Raw genomic sequence first — 20,502 nt, forward strand, 5'->3', positions numbered from 1 at the left:
GCTCACTTACAGAACGCTGCGCTGATGGTTTAAAGCATAGAAGGTCCTAGGTTCTAGGAAAAGCAGGTTCTAGGTAAAAGCTGAGACGGAAAAGCGGAACGGCCTGCGGCCTTACGGGATACGGAACGTTCGCAGGCTCACTTACAGAACGCTGCGCTGATGGTTTAAAGCATAGAAGGTCCTAGGTTCTAGGAAAAGCAGGTTCTAGGTAAGGGCTAAGACGGTACAAGCTGAGACGGTGAAGCGGAACGGCCTGCGGCCTTACTGGTAACGGAACGTTCGCAGGCTCACTTACAGAACGCTGCGCTGACGGTTTAAAGCATAGAAGGTCCTAGGTTCTAGGAAAAGCAGGTTCTAGGTAAGGGCTTATACAATCCAAAGCGACATTTATAGTGAAGTGGCATAGTCTCTACTCTTTCAGCTTTATAGCTGTTAGTTTGAGTTTTGCCTAGAACCTCAAACCTAAAACCTAAAACCTAAAACCTAAAACCTAAAACCTAAAACCTAAAACCTTATTTTTATGCCGTCAATTGCCGTAGATTAAATGAAAAGTTGATGGGCTAAAGCCCAACCTACGTAAAGACGGTAAAGCTGATGCGGTATTGCCAAAGCTGGTTAGACCAACACACCCCAAGGTGCTGCTGTTCTGCTGTTGATTTTCCTAGTAGCAAAGCGTCCTCGCAGTGAGCTTGCGAACGTCCTAGAATCTAGGATCTAAATGTTTAAGTAGGTCGGCATTTATGCCGTCAATTCTTTTGCTTTTGTTTTTCCTAGCAGGCTGAAGGCCGTCCTCGGAGCTAAGCGCCCTAAGTCCTAGAACCTAGAACCTAGAACCTAAGTCCTAGAACCTAGGTCCTAGTCCAAGCCTTTATTTAAAAGACTATGATGAAACTAATATCTACTTCAATTGCTGATGTACTGCTATTTGAGCCCAAAGTATTTGGTGATGAACGGGGCTTTTTTATGGAAACCTTTCGTCAGTCTGAGTTTGAGGCGCTATTTGCTGAAGCCGGCATGGCTTGCCCGGGCTTTGTGCAAGAGAATATGAGTCGATCGCAAAAGCATGTGCTGCGCGGTTTGCATTATCAAAAGACTCAAGCTCAAGGTAAGTTAATTCGAGTGACAGCAGGTAGTATTTTTGATGTCGCGGTTGATATTCGTAAAGATTCAAAAACCTACGGTCAGTGGTTAGGGCAAATTTTATCTGCCGAAAATAGACTGCAAATGTATATCCCTCCTGGCTTTGCCCACGGCTTTTTAACCTTAAGCGATCATGCTGACATTATTTACAAATGCACCGATTATTACGCGCCTGAATTTGAAAAAACTATCGCCTGGAATGACGCTAGGCTAAATATTACATGGCCGTTAGAAGAGGGCGTTGAGCCGATTTTGTCGGAGAAGGATAAAAAGCCTGAGACGGTCCTAGGAAGAGCAGGTACTAGGGCCTAGTTAAGAGCAAAAGATGGTAGAAGCCAAGGCGGTGAAGCGGAATGGCCTGCGGCCTTACGGTATACGGAACGTTCGCAGGCTCACTTACAGAACGCTGCGCTGACGGTTTAAAGCATAGAAGGTCCTAGGTTCTAGGAAAAGCAGGTTCTAGGTAAGGGCTTATACAAGCCAAAGCGACATTTATAGTGAAGTGGCATAGTCTCTACTCTTTCAGCTTTATAGCTGTTAGTTTGAGTTTTGCCTAAAACCTAAAACCTTATTTTTATGCCGTCAATTCTTTTGCTTTTGATTTTCCTAGCAGGCTGAAGGCCGTCCTCGGAGCGAAGCGCCCTAGGTCCTAGAACCTTGTTTATCCAGTGAGCTTGCGAACGGCCTAGAACCTAGGACCTTCTTTTAAACTTCGAACCATGTTTATTCTGCAAGTGCAGTGAGGCCAAGTCGGGCAAAACTAAATAATGAATGGTGTTGCTCAGATGATAATAGGTATTCGATGACCTTATGGTCGATATTTAAATAATCATGGACGAGGGCATTACGCATGCCGATAATTTGCTTCCATTGTGTTTTATTGCTCTCGATCTTTTTGTGCTCAGCTAAACGTTCAAAAGCTTGATATGCACTTGTAGGAGCGACCTGATCTAGCTGTTTGCACCAATGCTTTGCGACGCCAATACAAGCTTCGATGGTGATTTGTAAGCTACGTTCGGCAGCACGGTATTCGTATTGCCCAAGAGAGCGAGCTTGTACTATGGTACTTAGTCCATTTAATTCACTTTCTAATTGTGCTAAATGGGCGCGCATAGAGTCGATATAAGTGTTATCCATTTTGTGTTACCCAAAAACCTTATAATGATATTGATAGTCCAGTTCCCACATTGACATAATTCGACGTGAACAAGTAAATTCGTGTGTTGGGTTTTTATTTATCAGTAGTTTACCTGTTTGTAATACCCCCATAGCAATAGGTATTGCAGCATGTTCCATGTCTAAAATAGACAAACCATTTTCGGGAAGCTGTAGCTGATTTTGCCATTCCAAAGCAAGAAGTTCTGGCCGCAAACGACGGTCTAAAATATTATCTATATGGTTACTAAAGATCACTGCCAAATCGATGTCACTATGTTCGCTAGCATTCCCTTTTGCATGAGAACCATACAGCCAAAGTGCATCAATGCTAGGTTCGTTTTCAGCTAATTCAATTATCTTTTGCAGTGTGATTTGGAATGCCATGAAAGACGGTCATTTTAAAAGTTAAGATAAGAATAGTATATAGGCGCATGGTGCAGGGATCTAGATAAAGCTAAGAAGGTCCTAAGTTCTAGGTAAAAGCCAAGACGGTACAAGCCAAGACGGTGAAGCGGAATGGCCTGTGGCCTTACGGTATACGGAACGTTCGCGGGCTCACTTACGGAACGCTGCGCTGGCGGTTTAAAGCTAAGAAGGTACTAGGTTCTAGGAAAAGCAGGTTCTAGGTAAGGGCTAAGACGGTACAAGCTGAGACGGTAAAGCGGAACGGCTTGCGGCCTTACGGTATACGGAACGTTCGCGGGCTCACTGACGGTTAGAAACAAGATCCTAGAACCTCAAACCTAGGACCTTCTTTGAATGTAGGTCGGCATTTATGCCGTCAGTTTTGTGAAGTTGTTTTTCTTTGTGATGGGCTAAAGCCCAACCTACGTGAAGCTAAGACGGGAAAGCGGATTACGGATAACGGAACGTTCGCGGGCTTACTTACGGAACGCTGCGCTGGCGGTTTAAAGCATAGAAGGTTCTAGGAAAAGCAGGTTCTAGGTAAGGGCTTATACAATCCAAAGCGACATTTATAGTGAAGTGGCATAGTCTCTACTCTTTCAGCTTTATAGCTGTTAGTTTGAGTTTTGCCTAGAACCTAGAACCTAGAACCTAGAACCTAGAACCTAGAACCTAGAACCTAGAACCTAGAACCTAGAACCTAGGGCCTATTCTTTCTTCCAAAGCTTCAAATGCATTTGGCGTGTCCTTTCCCCAAAATAGTTCTGTTACTGCTTGATAGTTCTTTTTATAACTTGTTTGATTAGCCCTTTGTCCACTGTCTATAGCATTAGATCTCCGTGCGGCGATAGTCTCAGGTTCTAGCTGCTTTAATAACTCATCAAAATTTGTGCATTTAGGGGCGATGTCTGGGAGCTTCGCTGCGTAGTCATAGATATCTCGGCAGTCTTGTTGGTAATGCGCTTCATCAAAACGGTAGAAGCAAATCGGCGTACCTTGTGGCATTACATCGATAAATAAAGATGAGTAGTCGGTGATGAGCAGATCGACCTGCTGCAAGAAGCCATATACATCCTCTAGTTGTGAAATATTAATGATATTGGTGTAATGAGCGAACTCATTGGCAAGTGCTGCTTCGTTGGGGTGTAGGCGCAATAGAAACAACTGGTTATTAGCCACTAAGTGCTCTGACAATTGTTGCCAGTTAAAAGCCTTGTGGTATGGGTTTACTTCTTGATGGCTATCACGCCATGAGGGGACGTACAGAATAACGTGGGGCTTGTTTGTTACAGCCGCGTGTTTTGCGTCTGCGGGAAGTAGCGATGCTATCGATAGTGCCTTTGTGCTAAATGCAGAATTTGTTTGCCTACAATGACAGGGCGTTGCATTCAAACTGTTTGAATTACCGTTAATTGAGCTGCTGGCTGAACTTGTACTGCTTGAGCTTGTACTGTTTGAACTAATGCTGCTTGAGCTGGCATTTTTCGAACTGTCGTCTTCTAGATAACCATTTTTAGGGTTATTGCTCGATACAAAGTAGTCTGTTCTTGGATTGGTTGCGCGTAACAACTGCGAGCTGTTAAGCCTAAAAGCCCCCATGAAAAGAGTGTCGATGAGCGCACTTGGGCTCAGCATTAAGTCTGGTGTGATACGTTGCTGGTGGGCGAATAACCATTGCTTACATAAAGCGAACACTCCTTTAGGATTAAATACTTGCGCCATTGGCCCGCGGTTTATATCAAATTCAATTTTCTTCATCGGCAATCCATGCCATAAATTTACCTTAACCGCTCCATTAGCAAGCCACTGATTAATGTCGCCAATGTAACTAGTATAAAAATAATATTTGGCGGTTAGGCTGTGATATACCCCTTTAACAGACCAGCGGTAATAGGCTTCTAAGTCTTGGCTTTGTAGTTGCCTGATAATATCTCGATTGCCGCTAATCCAGATGCAGCGGATAAATCCTGTATGTTGCCAGTGTAAATACAGGTACTTGCTATTGTCGCAAAAGCCCTCTTTATAGCTACCAAATACCGCTTTATTAGCCGAGCGAGGAGCAAGGCCAGATAGCATGAATATGAGCTTTCTGAGTATCGCTTTTAGCCAGTCTAAAATAGAGTATTTCATCATTTTTTTATTTTTTTGGTTTGCTGCAACGGTGTTGAAGCTGTGTCATTACCATCACTGGTTTGTTTAGGTAATGCTAGGTTATTTTTTATCTCAGTTGTTGAAATTTCATCCGTTCGCTCTAAATAGATAACTTCACACAGCATAGACAACTCATCAAATTCTCCCTTCCAGTCGCTACCCATGCCAAAAATACTGACGTCATATTTACAGATATCTTTTGCTTTTTGGTTCCATTGGGTTTCAGGTACGACCATGTCTACATACTGACAAGCTTCAATTATTTCTGCTCGTTGAAAGTAGCTAAAAAAGGCAGCTTTACCTTTTAATGCATTAAATTCATCGGTAGATACCGCCACAATTAACTTATCGCCTAGCGCCTTTAGTCGCTTAAATAGGCGTACATGCCCGTAATGAAAAAGATCGAATGTGCCGTAAGTGATGACTGTTTTCATAATAATCCCTCGCTGTGCAATTCTTTTTGAGTCGTTTGGCTCGCTCGTGCTTTAGTGCATGTGCTAGTTCAAGCTTGCTTGGTTATGTTTTTTCGTTTGCTTCGTTTGCTTCGTTTGCTTCGTTTGCTTCGTTTGCTTCGTTTGCTTCAATTGTTTAGAGCGGTTAAATAAATATTTGATGAGCTTTAGGTAGTTGTTCTTTTTTGAAGCTTGAGCGAACTCCTCTTCAATGAAACTTTGCTCTTCTTCAGGCACCGAGTATGGCAATAGCTGAAGTGGACCATAGACCCCATATTCATTGTCTTTAAAATGCGGGTTATGTTTTAAGAAGGGGCTCCGGCCAATCAGGCTTAAACGACCGATAACAACTAAATACAGCTGCGGTAGACGATTAATAAATAGGGAGTGGGTGTTCCAGCGCCAGCAGTTGTGAGACTTGTTATTTAAGCTCAGTCTATCCTTGATGCGAATATTTTTTTTACCGCTAAGTAAACTTGCAAGCATAATAAACGGGCTAAGCAGCACGCCAAAGCTAAGCAGTAATAGGGCAATGCTTTTGTCGGTGATAGCGACGGTCTCTGTGCTAGCTTGAGTCGCATTTTTACCAATAATACTGTCATCATTAAGTTTGATGGCAGCGCCATTGTTGGGTGTTATCAGCGTATTTTTGCAAACAATAGCATTGTTAACACTAAGTCCCTTTCCAACGTAGGAGTCATCTAGAATGATGCAGTTTTTAAGACTCGAATTCGCGTCTATAAGGCAGTTTTTACCTATGATGCAGCTCTGTTGCATATCAACACTGTCATCGACCCAAGTATTATCTCCTATCACTCCCCAGGCATTTTGCATTCTAAGCTGACCGGTTTTTGTTTTCGCTCCCACGTAAAAACCGTTTGCTTCTGCAGCACTGCTGTAAAATCGACCTTTAGGGTTAATTCCTATAATTTTAGCGATTGCCATCGCTTGGTTGGCATACATGAAGTCTTTAAGGCTTGATAGCATGAAGCATTCTCCGTGCAACACTTGGGTTACAGGAGCATTTAATGCCACAGCGTTACCATTTGATTGAAGGAGATCACTTGTAAGTGGCCAGTTAAGGGCTTTGGTATGTAATGCCGCTGCGGGTAGCATCATCAAGCCTGCATTTTGGTTACTCATTTTGGCGATGACTAAGCTGTGTTTCATCTGCTGACTAAACTTAATAAAGGGTTTGATACTCGGGCTTCTTAGCATATCGCCACGTGCCAGTAGAATTGACTCGGTTTTATCTAAAGCGAGCCTAGTCAGTACTGTCGATGCATCTTCCTGTTCTCGGCTAAGAAAGTAGTCGACTTCTAAGCCCCAAAGCTCGCCGTTACCAATCAATGTTTTCAGTTCATTAAGGTGGGTTGACACAATGAGCTTTACTCGCTTAATTCCCGCATTTGCAAGATCTTCTAGGGTATATTCGATAACGCTCTTGTTGCTAATAGATAGCAGTGCTGGGCAATAATATTGGTTAAGCGGAGCGAGCTCCTGACCATGGCGATTTGCGAAAATGATTGCTTGCATGTGTCTCTCCTTAGTATGCGCCGCGGGCAAAGATAACCGCTGGGATAGTTTTGAGGAGGATGAGTAGATCAGCCATGAAAGATTGTTGATATATATAGTCAATGTCCAATTCAACTTGCTGCTCGAAAGGAATGGTTGACCGCCCTGAAATCTGCCAAATACAGGTGATCCCTGGCGTGATCATCAAACGGTTTCTATGGTGAAGACTATATTGGTTCACCTCACTCATCAGCGGCGGACGTGGACCGACTAGCGACATATCACCTTTGAGTACATTCCATAGTTGAGGTAGCTCATCGATGGAGGCCTTACGGATGAAATAGCCGACTTTGGTGATCCTCGGATCTTTCTTCATTTTGAAGATCACGCCGCCATTCATCTCATTTGCAGCTGATAATGACACTAATCTTTGCTCTGCATCTTGGTACATGGAGCGAAATTTCCACATAATAAACGCTGAGTTATTAATGCCTGCCCGTGATTGGCAATATAAAGCTCCGCCTTTTGATTCAATCCTTATTAGCACAATCGTGCAGAGTAGAAGCGGCGACAATATGATGAGAAGGCTAGATGACACTAAAATATCCAGTGCGCGTTTAGCGCTGCGGCTGATATGTCGGTTCAAGTTAAAGAGCGCACGGCGAGTATTGGCCTGTTTTAGATCAAACTGCGGTGTGCTCTGGTTGTTTATCATCGCTTTATTGAGTTTGGCTTGCTGTTGAGCTTTCGTTAATGCGGCCGTTGCTTTAGGGGCAATTCCCCTTGCATGAGTACGCAGCTTTTTTAGTTGTTTATTTTCCTGCCAAACCCGATAAAGAAAGCTTGGATTACCTAGAATGTAACGTTTCCACATTCTTTTAGGCTCTTGCAATAAACGAAAGCTCCACTCAAATCCTATCTGCCTTAGCCATAACGGCGCTCGCTTAATACGATTGGCGTAAAAATCAAATAGACCGCCTACGCCCATGCCGATAGAGCAAGTGAGTTTGGTTTTATTGGCTGCTAACCATAATTCTTGCTGTGGTGCGCCCATGGCGACGAGCAATATATCGGCATTAGATTGATTAATTGCATCGATAACGTCTAGGTTTTGCTTGCTCTGTGAGTCGCAATTAAAATAACCGTGATGATGGCCTGCAATTTTAAGATGTTGATATTGAGCCTGCATGTTATTCGCTGCCTGTTCTGCAACCCCAGGGCGACCGCCTAGCATAAAAATGGATAGACTATTTTTTGAGGCCAGTTCACAAAGCCGCGGAAACATATCAGTGCCATTTAAATTGTCTTTCAATGCTTTGGCTTTACTTAAGCAAGCTAAACGCACACCTATGCCATCAGCAAAAATCAGCCTGCTTTGCTGCAAGCATTGACGATAAGTCTCGTTTTTGATGCTGGTATTAAGGCAATCGGCATTAACGAAGCCAAATTGCTGCATAGCTGATGTTGGGCTTTTGCACTGTAGTAGCACTTCATCTAAAAGCTGTTGCATGCTCCAGTTATTGAGGCGTATGCCAAAAACCGTGATGATAGAATCATGTTGGGTTGGTTTTTTGAACATAGCCCGAGTCATAGTGCCGATAACAAAGGCTCTGATGAGCGCTAACAGATAACGAGCTAAATTTTTGTGGGCATTGATAAGGGAGGTTGATGCCGACTCAAAGCACAAACCCGTAGCAGCATTCATCTGCTCAAAAGAAGTGAGCCCAGGCTTTATGCGGTAAACTTTTTTAGCCCTGACTATGGGCAGGCTTTTGGTTGAATGCTTGTTTTGAGGGGAGTGTTTTTGATGAGACGGGCTGTCATTAAGTTTACTTTGTTCTGCTTGCTGTGATGCAGCTAAGGCAAAGATCAATTTTGTACCCAAAATTGTAATGTCACCCTTGAGCAGGTTAATTAGCAGAGGCAGCCTTTTGAACCAACCTGAATATGTAAACTGTTTTAGGCCAATGCGCGATGGGCTTTGGGCCAAAGACTCAGAGGTTGATGAGCGCTTAGCAAGAATGTAAACGGTTTCAAATGTAGCATTTTTAGTTGACAGACTTCTAAGGGCTGCATATAGCATCAAGGGCGAGGTCAGCAGCAATACCGTCAACGCAAAGATAAAGTCAGTACAACGAATGCTGAAGCATGAATAACCTGCTAAGGGGGCTTTTGTTGCAGACTCTATATTATGTTGTGTTTTTTTCATTGTTGAGTCCTTACAAATAGATGGGCTGGGTTGTTAGTTTTTAATAGTAAGATTTGCATATGCCATGCCAGTTTTAATTTTCAATTTATTCAGTGTGTTAGCGTTAGCTTGTTTGCGGGTAAAGCAAATATTTGCAACTTGCATGGCAGGCTGCAAATGTTTGTGAAAGGTGAAAGGTGAAAGGTGAAAGGTGAAAGGTGAAAGGTATTAGGGTTTTAACAATGCGGGCTTAACACCGTCTCGATTGATTTTTGAACTCTGAAGATAGCCTGTCACCGTTAAGGCTAGATTTTCACAGCGGTTGTAGAGCCCAAGCGGTAGGTATTTCAAAAGGTAAGCGGCTGCTAAGGTTGCTAAGGTTCGGCTGGGTTCAGCTTGAATAATACTAGGGGCCGTTTTAAGTGCTTGATGCAGACGCGTAACCGCTTGTTCACCATTTTTGTTGCGGATAGCTTGTCTTGCAATGTACCTCAACTGATAGGCTCTGGCTTTAGCCTCATGTTGGGAGATTAATTGCGGTGCATAGCCTTTGGCTTTGTTTATCATATTTTCCCACGAGGCATACTGCTTGTTTAAATCAGAGGACAATCCTTGCTGGTTTAAGCGATAAAAGGTTAACGGTGCAGGTATTCCCTCAATTTTCCAATGAGTCGTGGTTACGATCCTTAACCAGCATTCAATATCTTCTGATTGACGAAAGTTCTCATCGAAATAGCAAGTATGAGGGACAGGCTTATTTAACGCTTGGTAGCGAATATCTGTTAGCGTTTCACGGCGGATAACCGGGGCAGAGCCATTGCCGACTGGATTGCGGCAGAGTAGATCTTTAGCGCTGATGTTAGTGAGTTGCGGCATCTGGAAAATACGCATTTTTTCCCCAAGAGAAGTCATAAATAATGATCTTGAAAAGCTAATGCCGACTTCTGGTGCGTTATCGAGATGGTTGACATGTTGCTGCAGCTTTTCGGGATGCCACATGTCATCGGAATCGATAAAAGCGACATATTGACCTATAGCGTGGCGAATTCCGGTATTTCGAGCGGCTGATAAACCCTGATTGTGCTGGTGGTTAACGATACGAATGCGAGCTTGATTGAATCGCTGACAGAGGGCTAAGCTTGAGTCTGTAGAGCAATCATTGACTAAAATTAGCTCAAAATTTTCAAAGGTTTGGGTAAGAACCGAATTAATCGCATCTTCTACAAATGCCTCAACATTATAGATAGGCATGACCACAGATACCTTGACGCTAGCGGTTTTTGTAAGGTGAGAGTTAACAGTCATAATGAATCTCCGAACGATGATTGAGCGGGTTTGAATGTGGCTGCTTGAGCTTTAGGGACAGGATGAAGCTTCAGATATAGGGTAAAGCTTGGCATAACAATTAGATGTAGCAGTAAGATTGCCAGTGCAACTGCTTGCAGTCCCCAATAGCTTGAGAACGCGATCGTGATGGCAAGAATTAAGGTAAAGCTGCTGTTATAAAACAGATTTAATTGACTTCTACCCATGCTAATTAGGTATTGGCTCGCGGCCTCGCCAAGAGGGCGGACTAAGCCACTTAAACAGAGCAGAATAAATATCGGCAATGCACCAGCATCAATCCATTTTTGTCCATAAATCCAAGGTACATATACGGGGGCCAGTAAGGTTTGCAGACTAATAACGGGCACGGTCAGTAGCATGATGAACTTTAACGATTGAAAATACTTTTGCTCTTGGCTGAGTAGACGATTGTTGGAGTCTGGGTGGGCACTTTTGTGGCAAAGGTGGGAGTAAAGTGCGGTACCGTAACTTTGTACTAAGCCTAAGCTGATCCCTAGGCTGGCATTAAATGCAAAAAAATAGATGCCTAAGGCTTCTAGCCCAAGAAAATAGCCAATCAGTATGTAATCAATATTTTGTCTCAGTGCGATAGCTAAATCGCCAAGGCCAACTTGTAGGCCAAACTTTAATAATCCTTTTAGGTTACTTGAGAACAAACCGGTTGATTTAGCGTGACTTAATGAGTCTTGGGCAGTCGCTGCTGCAGAGGGAGATAAAAGCTCAGGTAAGGGATTGTGGTACTTATGAACCCCAATCCAAATAAATACCACAATAATTTTAGGCACAATAATGGCCCAAATCCCTAACCCGAGTAAAGCGAATGTTGCAGTCAATATGGCATCGAATGCGGTTTGCCATAACACTGCTCGACCTACCACTCGCATGCGATTGGCTCGTAAGTTTATTGCAGCGTAAAGCATGCCAAACGGTAGGAGTAAATAGCTTGTTGCCATGAGTATCATGGGAGGAATTAGCTGCAAGTCATCATAATAGATTGCAAGCGGCCAGCTGAGTAAGCTCATGGCAACGAAGGCGGTTATTGCCGCTAACCAATTAACTTGGTTTGCCGCGGGTAATGCATGTTTTAGGTGTTCATCATCCATTTTGATTAATGCAGCAGAAGAAATACGCCGTGTTGGCGTGCAGATAATTTCGAAACAGGTGAGGATGATTGCCACTTGCCCAAATATTTCGGGCGTGAATAAACGAGCGATGATAATACTAGAGCCAAGACGTACAACACGGCCAAGCACTTGAGCCGAACCGAGCCAAAATAAACCTTTGGCTAGCGCCCCATTAAAGGCTGTCGATAGAGAGTGTTTGTATGTCGATTCGTTTTGCATATCAGCACCTGTTAGATATCTCACAGTCGAACATATTTTCGAGCTTGTATCCCTCATTTCTTATTCATGGGATATAGCTCTTGTATGGCTCTTCATTAGCTAATACAGGGTTCATGCCAATCTATTTGTTTTTTCTTTTCCTTATTTAACTTGATGATTTTTATGTAATATTTATTACCGTTAGTTCTAAGCTTATTTTTACAGATTCAGGTGGCGGTAATTCATTCGCATTTTGCAAGTCAGTATGGAAAAAAAGCTAAGAAGGACGCTGCGCTTCTAGAGCGTTCGCAAGCTCACTTCTAGGTTCTAGGTTCTAGGTAAAAGCAAAGACGGATAAGCTGAGTCGGGAAATCGGAACGGCCTATGGCCTTACTGTATACGGAACGTTCGCAGGCTCACTTACGGACAAAGCGGCGTTGTCTATGTAGGTCGGCATTTATGCCGTCAGCTATGTGAAGTTTTTTTGATGGGCTAAAGCCCAACCTACAAATATGTAGGTTGGCAGTATTTCAAGCTGATGGCTATATTTTGTAGGTCGGTATTCATGCCGTCTTTCTATGCATTGGTGCGGTTTTGATGGGCTAAAGCCCAACCTACAAAGATGTAGGTTGGCAGTACTTCAAGCTGATGGCTATATTTTGTAGGTCGGTATTTATGCCGCCAGTTTTTACAAAGGGAGATGATGATGTCATGGAGTGACTTACGAGTAGGCCGGTTTTCGCAAGAAGGCGGTGAGTACTTTATAACTTTTAATACCGAAAATAATTTAGATCATTTCATAGACTTTTATGTGTCCCAACTATTTTGCATAGGAATGGCTAAAAATGAGCTGCAATATAACTGTTCTTGGTTAACTTGGGTATTAATGCCAGATCATTTTCATGGATTGTTACGATTGGAAAAGGGATCTGAGTTATCAAAAGTCGTGGGAACGTTAAAAGGCGCTAGTAGCTTTGTTATCAATAGAAAGCTAAACCGTTCAGGAGCATTATGGCAACCATCATTTTATGACCGTGCCTTACGTCTTGATGAAGATAGAGAAAATATAAGCAGATACATAGTTTCGAATCCACTAAGAAAGGGATTGGTTAATCGTATTGGAGACTATCCTTTTTGGAATTCCATTTATTTGTAGGTCGGTATTTATGCCGTCTATTTATATATTGGTTTGTGATGGGCTAAAGCCCAACCTACATCAAGCATAGAAGGTCAAAGCCGGTACTGTTTCGCTGTTGATTTTCCTAGCAGCGAAGCGTCCTCGAAGTGAGCTTGCGAACGGCCTAGAACCTAGGATCTAAATGTTTAAGTAGCTCGGCATTTATGCCGTCTATTTATATATTGGTTTGTTTGTGATGGACTAAAGCCCAGCCTACATCAAGCATAGAAGGTCAAAGCCGGTACTGTTTCGCTGTTGATTTTCCTAGCAGCGAAGCGTCCTAGAATCTAGGACCTTGTTTATATAGTCCGTCCTCGCAGTGAGCTTGCGAACGCCCTAGGTCCTAGGTCCTAGGTCCTAGGTCCTAGGTCCTAGGTCCTAGGTCCTTCCTTTAACCTTCCTTTAGAACCTTCTTTTAAAGCGGCCCCGACAATGACAAGCCCAGGCCAGAATAGGTAGGCTAGGATCTCGAGATTCTCGCCAAAAGTGTATAAAAATAACTGCAAGATAATGGCGACGCCAACCGCGCTTAGAGCTGAACTAAATAAGGTTTTTAATAATGCCAACAAGCTTATGAGTAAAGGCACAGCTAGCGCGATGGCGCCTATTAATCCTTTAACAAATAATAAGCCATACCAGGTATGGTGGGAGCCTATCGGCATGTATTCAACTAGGTGAGGGCCGCGCTCAACAATGCCGTGCCCCCAAACCACGGCTTCATTGGCCCAGCGCTCAAGCGCGATATTCGCAAGTTCTTGGCGTACACGGGTCGAACCAGCACGAGCAGATTTAAAGGCTTGTACACTTTGCTGCATTTTTTCGCTGACATAAATACCTGAAATCCCAAGCAGTATGAATAGTGGACTTGCAGCAAAGTAAATCCAGGGAGAGCGAAACCAGCGGATAAACATAAAAAAGCCAATTAATAGCAGATAGCACACCAGGGCTAAACGAGATTGAGACAATATGATCATGCAAAAGCTGCCGGCAAATCCATAAAGTTTGAATCGCTTTGATTTTTCTTGCATGGCGAAAGTAAAAAATAGATTACCGAGCATGCCTAAGGCGGGGGCCCAGGGGGTGAAGAGCCGCCACCTTGGTAAACCACTTGCTGGATCAATTTCATATAAGCTGACATTAAAGAATTCAGGACCGGGCCCGCCAATAATACTTAAGGGCGAGGTGTACAGCGTGCTAGGGACTTTTATTACCCATGCCAGTATGAATATCGGCAGCAGGATGAGTGTGTGCTTGCAGACGATACAGCAAGCTCGATAAATTAGTTCGGGTCGTATTTTTAGGCTGCCGATTAAAGGAAATATAGCTAAAAGTGCCCAGCCTTTTGCCCAGCCAATACTGGATTTAATGAGTTTTGCTATACCCAATTCGTGTGTCAGGTGACCTATCACGAGTGCGAGCAACATAATAGCCATTGCGACTAGCCAGCAAGCTTGTGTTTTGCTGACGATGTAGCTCTTTTTATCTAACAAAACCCGTTTAACCATGCGAAGCAATAATATCCAAGCAATGACTGGAGCAACTAGATACATGGCACCTAAAAGCCAGAACAGATACGTGCCAGTGATGGCGCGCCAGATAATTACTTCATCAGAATTTTCTGGAGTATAGGTTTGCGGATCCATAGCATTCCCATCCCTATAATCAGTGAAATTGAAGCGGTAATACCGCCAACTATGGTTAGCAGCGTTCGTAAGTTATCGGGCTTTTCTGCTAATGTGGGTGAGGCCATCAGCTGCAGTAACGGGTAGGCGGCGTATATGTCGGCTTTGCCTATATCCATTTTTGCCAGTGCCGAGGTAAATACAGCGGTAGCGACCTGATGCTCTCGCTGTAATCCTTCAAGTTTGGCGGCATCGTCATTGCTGTCGTTGAACCTATGGTTCCACGCATGGATCTGCTCGGACAGGGTCTCAATCTGGTGCTTAAGCCCTTCAGCTTTGGTATTGAGAGACAATAGCTCTTGCATGAGTTGCGCGCGGCCGTCTAAATCGTCTGCTGATAGCATTAGCATCAGGCGTTTATCGTTATAACCAAGTAAAACATTGCATCGTCTGCTTAATGCGCTAAGCACTGTTTTTTGCTCGTCTTGTAAAGTGACCACTTTTGGATGACGCTTGCCAAACCGACTCCGATACTCGGCCAGTGTTGCTGTGATGTTGGTGTAGCTTATAAGTAGCTGTTGGAACAGTTGGTCATTTTTTAAGGTAAGCAAGCCTGCTGCTTGTTTTGGCGTCAAGCCTAAGTGGATCTCAAGCATTCTTTGGCTAGCTTTTACACCTTGAAACTCCGAGAGTAAGTTAACTTTGTTATGTCTAAGCCTTTCCATGGTCAAGGCGAGTTCTTTAAATTGGTCGAGTGACACAAGGCCATGTTCCGACTGAAACTCAAGTAACTTATTTTGAGTTAGATTAACTTTATTTGCGAAGGTGGCCATGCCAACTCGAATGGCATCTTCACGTTGTTCAATTTCATCTCGACGCAATTCTGCCAGTAGTGCTTGTAAGCTGTGATAATGGGCCCAGCCTTTCTGCTGCGCTTGCTTCGCTGTTGTGGCTTTAATACTAAACTGCATTATCCCGGTTTGGTTTGGCATCTTTAATTTAGGCATTCCAAATTCACCGCTTTTAAGATGAAGTGTTTTAGCCGCGGCATTAATCAGGGTTTTACTTGTGGCTATTGATTTGTAATTGACCCTTGGGTCAATGGCACTACTTGCATAAGGCGAGGCAGTGGAACTATTAGCTTGGCCAACACTGTCAAGGCTGACCAAGGCGCCCGCTCCTGCACCTGGCAGAATAAGCGTCCATTGGCTGATGTAGCGGCTTGGGCTTAAAAACGTAAATAGTAGTACTAAAAACCAGACCATTAGTAATAGCAGTGAGGTCACTTTTAGGTAGGCTTGTTTTCTCTCTTTTGGCGACAGTTGACTTCCATCTACAAGACTACGTTTTAGCCATAAAAGAGGTCTATAAGAATGCTGTTTTGTCATCATAACCTCCTTATTCTTTTACTATTACAGTAACTCAAGCAGGGTTGCTGGAACGAGGACTTCGGTAATCGTGCGTGCTATCTCTCTGATATTGGTGATGCGAGAGTCATAACAAGCGATCCCATCACCTGGCATTAAAATCGGGTTCATGCCAGTTTCCCAAGAGCTTCTAATTAAGTCATCCATAGCGCGTTCAACCACATCGACTTGAGCGGTGAGTGGATTTTTTGTTATCAGCAGTAAATGTCTACTGGCATTGGTCGACTGCGCGCCACCGACGCAGTTAGCTGCAATAGCACCATTTAAAAGGCGAGTGCCGTAAGGAAACCGAGTTGCTTCGGTATCTACCCCTGATTGTGCATTACTGGAAGCTGGCTGAGTCAGGTTCGATATAAAGACTCGAATACCTGGCGCCGTAATTTGTGATGGCCGAGCGAGGGCATCATCAAAGAAGTCGTGTTGCGGCACATGAATATGATCCCCTGACATTAAGGTTATTTTTGGCACTGGAAAGCCGTGGATCACGCCCGAAAGGTTTAAAGTGAAACTGTGCTGCTCTCTTATCACTGTGATAGCCGATATATTAGCGTCAGGACGAATGCCGCCAGATGCTCTTAGCGCCGCTGCAATAGTGCGTTGGTCTGCTTGGTCGCCACTGTGGTCGCCATCATCATCGATGATTTCTAGGTCAGATTTTTTATTGATTAGATGCTGCCCAGGTTCAAATACTCCGCCAGATACTGTGACTTCTACAGGAGCCCATTTTAGCGGTGTAATGCTCAAGCGAACGCTGCTTTTGAGCATAAACTCTTCGTCGACTAGATACTGTTTTATTTTGTTTGATAGCTCTTGAATATCAAGCCCTTTTGCATGAATAGGGGCTAAATAAGGCAAGTATATATAGCCGTCATTATTGATCTCAACATTGCCACTAAACTCTTCGCCATTAAACACATTGACCTTGAGTTTGTCGCCTACAGATAAGCGAATATTTTGTGGTAAATGCAATGCTTGTTGTGAGGAACCAGAATACATTAACCCGGTGTTTCCCATTGCGTCATTAGGCTTATATGGGCTGAAGTCGACAGCTTTTGCTCCTTTTTTACTGCGCAAATAAGGCGTGTCGTTATCATAGAAATGACATTGCATCATATTGTCATCGCTGTTACCTGCACACATATCGGCTTGTTTGGGATGATGTGGAGTGACACAGCCACAGAGCAGCAAACATAGCAAGCCTAAGCGACTAAGTGAGCCGAATTTGTGGATATTAATCTTATTTCGTTTGCTGTGATTGGGGGTCATAGCGGCGGCCTCTAATGTGTTATGTTTGCTCGGTAAGCTCATTGCAAATGTATTCAATGGCTGCTGTCTCATCTTCATAAATAGAAAAAATCTGATGTAAGCGGGTAAGTTCAATAAGTGAGCGCACTCCGTCTGTTGGAGAAAGCAATACAATTTCACCCTCTTCTTGTTCTACTCGTTTTAACGCTGATATAAGTACTGATAGGCCACTTGAATCAATGTACTCAACTTGGTGAAGGTCGATAATGAGTTGCGTCATCCCAGCATCAATTTGTTGCAGTATTGCGGCTCTGAGTGTCGCGGTTTGCGTCATTATCACTTCAACTGGCAGTGTGATTTTACATGCATTATTCTGAGGTAATTTGCAGAAGATCATATTGGCATCCTTAAAAATGCACTTGGCATTTTGAGTGGGTTATCTGAAGAAGTGTTGAATTTGTTACTCTGTATTTATTAACAGAGCAATCCTAGTGCCAGTTTTTATCTTGCTGTATTTAAAGGGGTTACCTTTATATTGAGCACGGGTTAGATTGATTTGTGGGCCTTGTTCTTTATTTGCGATGCAAAATGGGAAAGGTTGAAAAAGCTCCAAGGGAACAGCGAAGACGGAAAAGCGGAGCGGCCTGCGGCCTTACGGATAACGGAACGCTCGCAAGCTCACTTACGGAACGCTGCGCTGACGGTTAAAGCATAGAAGGTCCTAGGTTCTAGGAAAAGCAGGTTCTAGGTAAGGGCTAAGATGGTGCAAGCTGAGACTGGAAAGCGGATTACGGTATACGGAACGTTCGCAAGCTCACTTACGGAACGCTGCGCTGACGGTTAAAGCATAGAAGGTCCTAGGTTCTAGGAAAGCAGGTTCTAGGTAAGGGCTAAGATGGTGCAAGCTGGGACGGAAAAGCGGAACGGCCTGCGGCCTTACGGATTACGGAACGTTCGCGGGCTCACTTACGGAATGCTGCGCTGACGGTTAAAGCATAGAAGGTTCTAGGTTCTAGGAAAAGCAGGTTCTAGGTTCTAGGAAAAGCAGGTTCTAGGTAAGGGCTAAGATGGTGCAAGCTGGGACGGAAAAATGGATTACGGTATACGGAACGTTCGCAAGTTCACTTACGGAACGCTGCGCTGACGGTTAAAGGCTGAGAAGAGTGCTGCGCTTCGAGGAAGTGACTATGTCACTGCGAGAGCGTCGCTTTGCTCCTGCTAGACTCTATACAAGCCAAAGCGACATTTATAGTGAAGTGGCATAGTCTCTGATGTGGGACGGTAAAGCGAACGGCCTGTTTTTGATTACAAGAGTTAAGAGCATTCTCACCACGGAGCGCTGCGCTTTCACGGAGGGCACGCAGAAGAGCTAAAGCTAAAAATGGCTTTTACTTGATGTTGCTTTTCTTCGTGTAAAATCCGGACAAGCTAAGACGAATAAGTAAGCGCTGGAAAGAGCTGAAAGGTCAAAGGCAACGTTGTTTTGCTTTTCCTAGCAGCGAAGCGACCTCGCAGTGAGCTTGCGAACGCCCTAGGATCTAGTACCTTCTTAGCTTGTTTCAAATAGCCACCATCAGTTGTAAGTGGGTTCCTGCGACTGTTTTTTGCATTCGTACACTGTCCATCCAGTTGTTAATTATCCACAGTCCTCGACCAGAGGGGGACTCGGCTGGTGGGCAGCTCTTTGGCGCTTCTAAGATTTGCAACGGAGAGTCATCGAGTAGGTCGACGGTTATCTTGTGCTCGTCACAATGCAAAACGATTATCATGGAGCCAAGCTTTGGTTTCGCATGGATAAATACGTTTGATATGGCCTCAAGAATGCAAGTGATCACTTTGAAGCGCTTCGTATCGGATACTTGATTTTGCAACATAAACTGCTCTATCTCTTTACTGATAGAGTGCTTGCTCATGATATTTCGGTTAAGGGTGAACTGTAAGCTATTCATAATATTTCCTCACATCTCAGAGCCACAATGAACTGCACTATTTGTGGATGAGATGAGCATTAGTGATATGTCGTCTTGTGCTTGTTTCTCTTGCCAAAGCTCTGAGCTGTAACTGAGATAATGTAATAGTTTCTCTGCCGATAATGCTCTTGCATCACACACGTTTTTTAGTAGTTTAGCTAAGCCGAAATCGCCGAATTTACTGTGGCGACACTCGTAAATACCATCAGAGTAGAGCAAGAGTTGGCTGTCTTTTTCCAAGGTAAAATGCTGACTTTGATAGTGATATTGTTTGCTGATACCTATGGGGAGCTGCGCTCCAATATCAGAGTCCGCAATAAACTTAGCACCTTCTGGACTAACAAGAATAGGGCTGGGATGCCCGGCATTGATGAGTTCGATACTGCCGTTTTTTGGGGTTATAATCCCGATGAGCATAGTGGCGAAACGCCCGCATTGTTCAGGGTCGTCAAACTCCTGGTTGACCATGTTCGCTATTTTACATAAATCAAGAGACCTCCAAATTTCCTGGCTACTCGATAGCTGATGCGCGAGTGTAAAACTCAGCATAGATGCCGCCGTGCCATGTCCGCTTACATCCAGTAAATAGAAACCGATATGCTGTTGGTCAATGTTAAAACATTGAAATACATCTCCAGCGAGATCTTGAGCAGGTTTAAATGCGGTAGTCACTCGCCAGCCAGCTGTTAAATCAGCATCTTTTGGCAGTAAGGCGCGTTGCAGTTGAGCGGCAATAGAGAGATCTTGCTTGAGTTTACTCAAATAGGCCTGCTCTTTTACTAGCATCAGGTTTAACGCTTCATTGTGACGTGCTAATGCCTGTTGCATGTCAATAATCCGTAGTCCAGCAAGGATCCTGACTTTTAATACTCCGGAGTGAAAAGGCTTTGCGATAAAGTCATCGGCGCCAGACTCTATTCCTTCGATAATGTGTGAGTTTTGATTATTGCCAGTCAGTAATATGGTGTAGGGCGAGCAAGGCATGGCTTTAATTTTATGACATAGTTCAATGCCGCTGAGGTTGGGCATCATCCAGTCGGTGATGACGATATCGACATGTTCCTGCTGAAGCACTGCGAGCGCGTCTGCGGCATTTGAGAACCCCTGAGCCATAAACCCCATAGAGTCGAGTAAATTCAGCAGTAAACAGCGCTCACTATCGCTGTCCTCCACAAGGATGATTTTATATTGCCTGTTAAGCTGTGAAGGTAAAGGCATCGTCATTGTCGTCCTTATGGCTCGGGGGCATGGGTGTGTTATATCAAAGCAAGCTCTGTGCCAGATAACAACAAACCCTTTTCATTATGGGTTATAGGTTATAGGCAGTAGATAGAATCGCTAAACCGTGAGGAGTGCTAATTTATATGAAAAAGCAAACACTCA

Annotated in this window: 16 protein-coding genes; 2 read left to right on the plus strand and 14 right to left on the minus strand. The window is 43.9% G+C overall.

Translation table 11 applies throughout. The annotated features are described in order from the left end of the window. Positions 1–885 precede the first annotated feature (885 nt). The gene (rfbC, locus tag ACVBIL_RS17455) at positions 886–1,452 is read left to right on the plus strand and encodes a dTDP-4-dehydrorhamnose 3,5-epimerase (protein ID WP_447168229.1); all 567 of its coding nucleotides are present in this window, start codon (positions 886–888) and stop codon (positions 1,450–1,452) included. A gap of 411 nt (positions 1,453–1,863) precedes the next feature. On the opposite strand, the gene hepT is transcribed toward rfbC, so the two are convergent. The 8 genes from hepT to ACVBIL_RS17495 all read right to left on the minus strand — a co-directional run bounded on the left by hepT (position 1,864) and on the right by ACVBIL_RS17495 (position 11,699). Then, positions 1,864–2,277, minus strand: a complete 414-nt coding sequence (gene hepT / locus ACVBIL_RS17460; RefSeq protein ID WP_447168230.1) for a type VII toxin-antitoxin system HepT family RNase toxin — start codon at positions 2,275–2,277, stop codon at positions 1,864–1,866. Between the two features lie 6 nt (positions 2,278–2,283). Then, positions 2,284–2,682, minus strand: coding sequence for a type VII toxin-antitoxin system MntA family adenylyltransferase antitoxin (mntA, locus tag ACVBIL_RS17465; protein ID WP_447168231.1), 399 nt, complete (start codon positions 2,680–2,682; stop codon positions 2,284–2,286). A 714-nt stretch (positions 2,683–3,396) separates the two neighbouring features. Further along, complete coding sequence (locus tag ACVBIL_RS17470; RefSeq protein WP_447168232.1) at positions 3,397–4,836, minus strand: CDP-glycerol glycerophosphotransferase family protein; 1,440 nt, start codon at positions 4,834–4,836, stop codon at positions 3,397–3,399. Next, positions 4,833–5,288 (minus strand): adenylyltransferase/cytidyltransferase family protein, encoded by a 456-nt coding sequence (locus ACVBIL_RS17475; protein WP_447168233.1) that lies wholly within the window; start codon positions 5,286–5,288, stop codon positions 4,833–4,835. Before ACVBIL_RS17475 ends, ACVBIL_RS17470 begins: the two co-directional genes overlap by 4 nt. Before the next feature lie 63 nt (positions 5,289–5,351). Beyond that, a complete protein-coding gene (locus tag ACVBIL_RS17480) occupies positions 5,352–6,842 on the minus strand; it encodes a sugar phosphate nucleotidyltransferase (protein WP_447168234.1) in 1,491 nt (496 codons plus the stop codon). A gap of 10 nt (positions 6,843–6,852) precedes the next feature. Continuing rightward, on the minus strand, positions 6,853–9,030 hold the full coding sequence (locus ACVBIL_RS17485) for a WecB/TagA/CpsF family glycosyltransferase (protein ID WP_447168235.1): 2,178 nt from the start codon (positions 9,028–9,030) through the stop codon (positions 6,853–6,855). 207 nt (positions 9,031–9,237) lie between these two features. Next, positions 9,238–10,314 (minus strand): glycosyltransferase family 2 protein, encoded by a 1,077-nt coding sequence (locus ACVBIL_RS17490; RefSeq protein WP_447168236.1) that lies wholly within the window; start codon positions 10,312–10,314, stop codon positions 9,238–9,240. Continuing rightward, a complete protein-coding gene (locus tag ACVBIL_RS17495) occupies positions 10,311–11,699 on the minus strand; it encodes an oligosaccharide flippase family protein (RefSeq protein ID WP_447168237.1) in 1,389 nt (462 codons plus the stop codon). The genes ACVBIL_RS17490 and ACVBIL_RS17495 overlap by 4 nt, the downstream gene beginning before the upstream one ends. Positions 11,700–12,384: 685 nt before the next feature. Between ACVBIL_RS17495 and ACVBIL_RS17500 the strand changes: the two genes are divergently transcribed. Beyond that, positions 12,385–12,834 carry an REP-associated tyrosine transposase gene (locus tag ACVBIL_RS17500; protein ID WP_447168238.1) on the plus strand — a complete coding sequence of 150 codons (450 nt, stop codon included), beginning with the start codon at positions 12,385–12,387 and terminating at the stop codon, positions 12,832–12,834. A 392-nt stretch (positions 12,835–13,226) separates the two neighbouring features. Here the strand turns inward: ACVBIL_RS17500 and ACVBIL_RS17505 are convergent, their stop codons facing one another. From ACVBIL_RS17505 to ACVBIL_RS17530, 6 genes are all read right to left on the minus strand, one after another. Then, positions 13,227–14,498: an O-antigen ligase family protein gene (locus ACVBIL_RS17505; protein ID WP_447168239.1), complete on the minus strand. Its 1,272-nt coding sequence runs from the start codon at positions 14,496–14,498 to the stop codon at positions 13,227–13,229. Next, positions 14,456–15,865 (minus strand): GumC family protein, encoded by a 1,410-nt coding sequence (locus tag ACVBIL_RS17510; RefSeq protein WP_447168240.1) that lies wholly within the window; start codon positions 15,863–15,865, stop codon positions 14,456–14,458. The genes ACVBIL_RS17505 and ACVBIL_RS17510 overlap by 43 nt, the downstream gene beginning before the upstream one ends. A 24-nt stretch (positions 15,866–15,889) precedes the next feature. Continuing rightward, positions 15,890–17,170, minus strand: a complete 1,281-nt coding sequence (locus ACVBIL_RS17515; RefSeq protein ID WP_447168241.1) for a polysaccharide biosynthesis/export family protein — start codon at positions 17,168–17,170, stop codon at positions 15,890–15,892. Between the two features lie 19 nt (positions 17,171–17,189). Continuing rightward, positions 17,190–17,546: an STAS domain-containing protein gene (locus ACVBIL_RS17520; protein ID WP_447168242.1), complete on the minus strand. Its 357-nt coding sequence runs from the start codon at positions 17,544–17,546 to the stop codon at positions 17,190–17,192. A gap of 1,162 nt (positions 17,547–18,708) precedes the next feature. Further along, on the minus strand, positions 18,709–19,098 hold the full coding sequence (locus ACVBIL_RS17525) for an ATP-binding protein (RefSeq protein WP_447168243.1): 390 nt from the start codon (positions 19,096–19,098) through the stop codon (positions 18,709–18,711). Between the two features lie 9 nt (positions 19,099–19,107). Beyond that, complete coding sequence (locus tag ACVBIL_RS17530; protein ID WP_447168244.1) at positions 19,108–20,343, minus strand: SpoIIE family protein phosphatase; 1,236 nt, start codon at positions 20,341–20,343, stop codon at positions 19,108–19,110. Positions 20,344–20,502 lie beyond the last annotated feature (159 nt).

The sequence above is a fragment of the Shewanella sp. 125m-7 genome, from assembly GCF_052977045.1.